This is a genomic window from Baaleninema sp., from assembly GCF_049974805.1.
Classification (GTDB): Bacteria; Cyanobacteriota; Cyanobacteriia; order Cyanobacteriales; family Geitlerinemataceae; genus Baaleninema.
Map to the genome: position 1 here is coordinate 1 of NZ_JBNGCO010000174.1, position 6,619 is coordinate 6,619.

5 protein-coding genes are annotated in these 6,619 nt (G+C 49.2%); all 5 read right to left on the reverse strand.

The window, feature by feature from the left end; all coding sequences use genetic code 11:
• Positions 1 to 94 precede the first annotated feature (94 nt).
• On the reverse strand, positions 95 to 1,420 hold the full coding sequence (locus tag ACP5D4_RS20470; protein WP_428013465.1) for a hypothetical protein: 1,326 nt from the start codon (positions 1,418 to 1,420) through the stop codon (positions 95 to 97).
• Positions 1,421 to 1,900: 480 nt separating this feature from the next.
• Positions 1,901 to 2,566 carry a class I SAM-dependent methyltransferase gene (locus ACP5D4_RS20475; RefSeq protein ID WP_428013466.1) on the reverse strand — a complete coding sequence of 222 codons (666 nt, stop codon included), beginning with the start codon at positions 2,564 to 2,566 and terminating at the stop codon, positions 1,901 to 1,903.
• Positions 2,567 to 2,755: 189 nt separating this feature from the next.
• Positions 2,756 to 3,823, reverse strand: coding sequence for an NAD-dependent epimerase/dehydratase family protein (locus ACP5D4_RS20480; protein ID WP_428013467.1), 1,068 nt, complete (start codon positions 3,821 to 3,823; stop codon positions 2,756 to 2,758).
• A gap of 55 nt (positions 3,824 to 3,878) precedes the next feature.
• Complete coding sequence (locus ACP5D4_RS20485) at positions 3,879 to 5,288, reverse strand: glycosyltransferase (RefSeq protein WP_428013468.1); 1,410 nt, start codon at positions 5,286 to 5,288, stop codon at positions 3,879 to 3,881.
• A gap of 197 nt (positions 5,289 to 5,485) precedes the next feature.
• Positions 5,486 to 6,547, reverse strand: coding sequence for an NAD-dependent epimerase/dehydratase family protein (locus ACP5D4_RS20490; RefSeq protein ID WP_428013469.1), 1,062 nt, complete (start codon positions 6,545 to 6,547; stop codon positions 5,486 to 5,488).
• Positions 6,548 to 6,619: the final 72 nt, after the last annotated feature.

The window sequence follows — 6,619 nt, forward strand, 5'->3', positions numbered from 1 at the left end:
AGCTACCTGAAGCTGGAGGCATGAAGCCCCCGTGCTTCAGCCGGGGGTGCTGACGCTGAGTTCGTCGCCAGCATTGCCCTTCGAGATCGACACTCTAGGGCGATCCATCAGCCAGTGGAGTCGCCGAAACCTGCAATTCAAGTGAATTCTCGAGCGATAAAAATGCGGACGATTCAGGATCGTACACCCACGCCCGAATAGAGTTCCGTCCGGGTTGCAAATCATTACTGAAAAAGGCAGCCGCCCAAATTTGCGACTTGCGACTTCTATCAGAAAAATCCCGAACGATCGAGGCAGCAAACATTTCCTGTTTGTCGTTTCGAGATAAAAAGACAACGGGTAAGACGCTCGAACAATTCTCGAAGTGGAGTTCTCCCGACATATGAACGAAGTCGCTTTCAGATAACTCGACGGCTTGCGGCGAGGTCGAACTGTTGAGAGAGCCGCAAGAGGGTTGAGGGCGATCGCGAAATTCAACGTCGTTCAAACGCTCCACAAACCCCAAGCGATCGAGTCGGTAAGACCACCAGTATTTGACCGCCGCCACATGGGGAAACACCTTCTGAACGCAGCTACTTTGACTATCTTCGAGATATTCAACAAGCGACAAACAAGTTTTGCCCAAAAGTCGTTCGTTCCGAAAGACTGTACCCCGTTCCCAGAACGACAGGGAGGTGGTTATTAAAATTACGGCGATACCCGCCGCAACAGCACGATAGCCAAAGCGGATTTTCCATCCCGAAGTTTTCACATAATGCTGCGCCACATAGACGAGACCTACGATTAACAAGAGGCTTACCGTAGTGTAACGAGAGGCTAACGCCGCTGGCAGTCCCAAACTCGCACGTCCCACGGTTGTAATCGCAGCAAAACCCAGGGGAAACAACATTAAAGACAACCAAGGAGCTAGGGCATCTCGGTGAGTTCGCTGACGCAAAAATAGAGAGATCGTTACCAGACTGGCGATCGATAACAAAATTCCCCAAACGATGGCGTTGGAGGGTTCGGAAGACAGCGGACGCCCCAGAACGGCGAAAAAGAATTTAATGCCGTCCATTGGCGCTTTCAAGATATAAGAATTATCGACGTTATGGCGGGGTTTTTGATAATCAAAAAAATACAGAATCGTCGTACCGAGAAAACATCCAAACCAGAAGACGATCGGTAACAGGGGTTTTCGGCTTTTCCAACTCCTCACCCACAGGCTCGGGAGAACCGCCAACCACAGCAGCAGTCCGTGAGCGGCGGATAGGCTGGCCAACAGACAGAATAAGGCGGCGAGGACAAAATGACGATCGAGCGATCGCTCTCCCTTCTCGTGAGATAACAACGCCAGGGCGACAATCAAACACAAATTTATCCAAAACCAAGCCATCTGAAAGCCCCAAAGCCAATTTTCATATTGGACGAGGCTCGTCATAGCTGTGGCGCCCAGAATATTCGCAAAATGAGGAGATTTACCGTTGTTTTTTTGCCAAGATATCCAATACAAAACAGAAACAAATACCAGCGCCAGCACCACGTTAAAATATTGCTGAAATTTGGTATTCCATTTTGTCACAAACGCCAGAGTTGCGATAGCAAACTTGGGGATAAAAAATCGATGTTCGTTATGGAGAGTCCAAAAATCGCTAAAACTCGCATCTCCTAGGTTAATTTTATATAACAAATCAACCAAAGTGAGAGAATCGAAAACGGGAACGTCTACCCCAAAATTACGAACGAATCCCCATACCGCCAAGATAGGCGCTCCATAAAAAAATACCCACAACCATTGCTTTGTAAAAAAAGACGAATTTAATAAAGTATCGGCAACAAAAGGTTTTATTTTTTTCATGCTTTATTTTTTATGCAAGTCGATTTCAAGCCATTTTGGCCTTGACTTTCGGTCTCTTACCGCTTAGGGTTTGCGAGCGACCACTAAAAACTGTTTTCCCAAAAACTTCCAAGCCAAGGGCAAAGAAATATAAACCGAAACCGTCCACAGCGGCGGTTGCTTCCCGTTCGCCATCGTATAAGGCAGAAATTTCGGAAGACAGGTTTCAACTCTAAATCCTTGTAGTTGCAAAACTTCCGAAATAGAGGCATCAGTCAAGGGTAAATGATGGTCGAAAAAGTCCCAATACGCCCCCCCAGTATATTTAAGGTTCGGGCCCAAACAAATCATCTTTCCGCCGGGTTTCAAACAGCGATAGGCTTCAGCCAGCGTTTGAGATAAACTCTCTTTCGATAAAAGATGTTCGAGGAAATTGCTGGTAAATACCACGTCGAGCGAATTTTCCTCCAGCGGCCAAGTTTTAGAACAATCTTGATGGATAAAACGAACGTTAGACTCGAGGTAGTCGGGGGCATCTGGATTGAGATCCATCGCGTATTTCGTTTTCGCCCGCACTTGATTGACGAACTCTCCCCAACCACAACCGAGATCGAGAATATCTCGGTTGTCGCCCACCAAATCTTGAAAATAATTTTTAACTAAAATTCGCCAAACTTTACGGCGGTAATTAGCGATTTGTGAAAATCTAAGTTGATATTCCTGTTGAAGTTCGCGTTCCGATGTTTGCATGATTTTAAATGCCTCGTATGCTCCTTGTAAATTGGCAATTCTAACGGAAGTGTAGCAGAATGCCTCTCAAAACAACAGACTCAAGAAACCGGGTATCTTGAAAAACCTGGAAAAAGCTGGATTTCAGATGACCGATATCGGGTAGATCTCCAGTTGTTCACCGTTGAATAAAGTGAATAAAGCGTCCGATTACAGAAAAATTTCCCGAATCTTACCCGTTTCGCTCGCCATCCAATCGTAAATTTCCGTCAACGTTACCCGAATATCGCGTTGGGGCTGCCATCCCGTTCGCGCCATAACTTTACGAGAGTCAGTAATAAAAATCGGTACGTCACCGGGCCGGTTTTCAGGAACCGGAGAAATCTCGATCGAATTCCCCGTCACCTCCCGACAAATCTGCGTGGTTTCGTACAGCGACACCTGATTTTGAGACCCGCCGCCGACGTTAAAGGTTTCCCCTTGAATCTCCTCGAACTGTTGCAGTTGTAACTCGATTAAATCCAACAAATCCGCCACGTGCAGAAAATCGCGCACTTGTTTCCCAGTACCGCCGTAGCCGATATATTTCAAGGGTTTTTGGAAAAAATGTCGCGCCACCCACAGCGCAAACACCCCCCGATCGACTTTCCCCATTTGCCAAGGGCCTGTTAACACGCCGCAACGGTTGACGAGGGTGCGGAGGTTGTAGGCGTCGGCGTATTCGGCGATGAGGAGTTCCGAGGCGAGTTTGGTGGTACCGTAGAGCGATCGCGCGCGATCGAGGGGAAAATCTTCCGCGATACCCGCTTGCGACGCGCCGGGAAACGGCTGTTCGTCCAACAGTTGAAAGCGCGTCTCGGTTTCGACGTAGTTCAGTTGACTCAAATAGGCGATGGGATACACGCGACTCGTGGAGAGAAACAGAAAATCCGCTTGAGTTTCCCGCGCCAGTTCCAAACAGTTAATCGTGCCAACTAAATTAGTTTGTAACAAGTACCCCGGAGAACCGTATCCCGCCAACACCGACGGTTCCGCCGAACATTCTAAAATCAAAGTCGGGTCGAGAACCTGGGCTTCGAGGTCTTCCGGGTTGCGAACGTCGCCGTGAACGAATTCGATTCCGGCTTGTTTGAGGCGAGGTAGGTTTAACTCCGAACCCCGCCGTTTGAGGTTGTCGAGGGCGATAATCTGCCAGTCGGGATGGCGTTTCGCCAGTCCCAAGCCGAGGGAACTTCCGACGAACCCCGCCCCCCCAGTAATTAAAACCCGCTGACTCATAGATTCCTCAATTTGCTTCAAGTTGAAAGCGTGAATTTGAAATAAACTCTCGTTTTTAGCGGGAGATAGGATCGTTGGACGCTACGCCAACACGAACCGTTTGGGGTTGAGGTTGGGGGGTTTTGCGGACGTAATCGCCGCGAGAGAGCCAGCGTTCGAGCAGAATATAGAGAACGATGAACAGATAGCGGCTTCCCATTTCTTTAATTTTCAATTTCGAGACCCCCGCTTTGCGGTTGCGCCAGCTAATGGGGGTGGTGATATGGCTGTAACCACGCACGATCGCTTTCAAGGGAAGTTCGACGGTGAGGTTGAAATGGTGGGAGAGAATCGGTTGAATCCCCTCGATGACTTCCCGACGATAGGCTTTAAAGGCGTTGGTGGTGTCGTTGTAGCGCAAGCCGAACAGCACTTGAACGAAGAGGTTGGCCAAGCGGTTGACGAGGAGTTTGTGGGTGGGATAGTCGATAACCCGTCCGCCACGCATGAAGCGAGAGCCGAAGACGCAATCGTAGCCTTCTTGGAGGAGATAGTAATAGTTGAGGATGTCCTCGGGGGAATCGGAACCGTCCGCCATCACCACCGCCACGGCGTCCCCCTCAAACTGTTCTAAACCACAGCGCACGGCGAAGCCGAAGCCGTTGGGATAGTAGTTGTTGAGGTAGCGCAGGCGGGGGTTTTCCTCGCTGAGGCGTTGTAGGATTTCTTCGGTTCGATCGCGGCTGTTGTCGTTGACGACGAGAATCTCGTAGGGGACGTGGTGGCTATCGAGATGTGCGGCGATGGCGTTGACGGTTTCGACGATCGATCCTTCTTCGTTATGAGCCGGAATCACCAGAGAAAACAAGGTGACGGGGTGAGGAGGGTTGTCCTCGTCGCGGCGAGCGTCTCTGGCGTTGGCGAAAGCGGGTTCTAAGCCTTCGGGACGAAGTTCGGGACGGTTCGAGCGAAACACCAAGCGATCGCTGAGTAGATAGTTCGTCGTCGCACTCACCAGAATTCCGATGAGGGTGTTGACGCCGTAACTGACTCCCAGCCAGTCGAGAAAGGGGAAAATTGCGAAAATCCGCAAAATCACGGAACTTCCCGCCGAGAGGTGATACAGAGGGAGCTGACGCAGCAGCACCTCCCGCAGGCGCCAACTGCCACCCGTCCACACCCAAGTTCGATAAATAAAGAAACTCAGCAGTAGCGACAGTTCGATGGAAATCACATTGGCGGTATTTCGCAAAATTGGCGTATCCCAACCACCGATTTCCACGAACAGAAACATCAACAGCAAGTTAAAGGCTGCTGCGACGCCGCCGCCACCGAGGAAGCGAATCGCTCGTTTTTGAAACAGCCTTTGAAATCCCTTTTGAAATCGGTTTTGAATTCTCATCGTGTCCTTTGTTTCTCGATCGACATTCAAGCCAGGGCGATCGCAGCGATCGAAGACCCCCCATTTCGGGTGTCTCGATTCCACCCAACTTCCAGAGTTTTTGAATAAATGGGGGTTTAGAGCGAGTCGTTACGATGCACCATGCTGGCGCAACCAGCTCTGAAAACCTTTGTGTTGAGAATCCTCTTCAAACTGTCATCGCTCTCTCATTCTCAAGGTTCGTTTCAGAAATTTTTCCAAACTTACCGAACCCTGTTTTTTAGAGACTTCCGCCAGTTTTTCTACCAGCGATCGACGTTTTGCGTGTAGATTTCTTCGAGGATTCCGCGAACGTTATAGGTTAACGTCCAACCGGGATAGTGAGATTGAAACGCTTTTAAGCTTCCAATCCACCAAATATGGTCGCCGATGCGGTTGGCTTCTCGATATTCCCAATTCAATTTTTTATCGGCTATTTCTTCGCACTGCTGAATCGCTTCTAACATCGAACAGTTGCTTTCTCGTCCGCCGCCAATATTGTAGATTTCCGCAACTCGAGGATTTTGATAAAAATGATAAAAAGCATTCACTAAATCGTAGCTGTGAATGTTGTCGCGCACCTGTTTCCCTTTATAGCCGTAAATATTGTAAGGCTTTCCCGTAACGGTACATTTCATCAAATAAGACAAAAAGCCGTGAAGCTCCGCTCCAGAATGGCTCGGGCCGGTCAAACATCCGCCGCGAAAACAGGCGGTTTTCATCTCGAAATACCGCCCGTATTCTTGGACTAAAACATCAGCGGCGACCTTCGACGCACCGAAGAGAGAATGCTTGCAGCGATCGATACTCATGGTTTCGTCGATCCCGTCGTAAAACCGATGGCCTTCTTCAATTTCCCAACGGCTTTCGAGTTCCACTAAGGGCAACAAATTCGGGTTGTCGCCATAGACTTTATTCGTCGAACAAAAAATAAAAACCGCGTCCGGACAATGCTGGCGGGTGTTTTCGAGGAGGTTGAGGGTACCGTTAGCATTGACGGTAAAATCAGTAAACGGATCGCGGGCAGCCCAGTCGTGGGACGGTTGCGCGGCAGTATGAATAATTAACTCGATCTCGCCACTGTAGGTTTTAAAAATTTCCGAAATCGCCTCGCGATCGCGAATGTCGCTGTTGTGGTGAATATACTTCTCGCCATACTTTTCCAGAAGGCGATCTCGATTCCAGAGGGTCGAAGCTCCTTCTCCAAAAAACCTTTCTCTCATATTGTTGTCGACACCGACAACGGTAAATCCTTTATCGCAAAAAAAACGAACTGACTCCGAACCAATTAATCCGGCCGAACCGGTCACCAATGCGATCGCCATCGTTTTTGTCCCTCCTCACACCAAACACAACAGAGTTTTGCCGTTGACGCGCTCGCATCTCCTAAAAAGAAC

Bases quoted from the DNA above. Each gene is read 5' to 3' on its own strand.
- ACP5D4_RS20470 (WP_428013465.1), bottom strand. From the start codon at position 1,420: ATGACGAGCCTCGTCCAATATGAAAATTGGCTTTGGGGCTTTCAGATG.
- ACP5D4_RS20475 (WP_428013466.1), bottom strand. From the start codon at position 2,566: ATGCAAACATCGGAACGCGAACTTCAACAGGAATATCAACTTAGATTT.
- ACP5D4_RS20480 (WP_428013467.1), bottom strand. From the start codon at position 3,823: ATGAGTCAGCGGGTTTTAATTACTGGGGGGGCGGGGTTCGTCGGAAGT.
- ACP5D4_RS20490 (WP_428013469.1), bottom strand. From the start codon at position 6,547: ATGGCGATCGCATTGGTGACCGGTTCGGCCGGATTAATTGGTTCGGAG.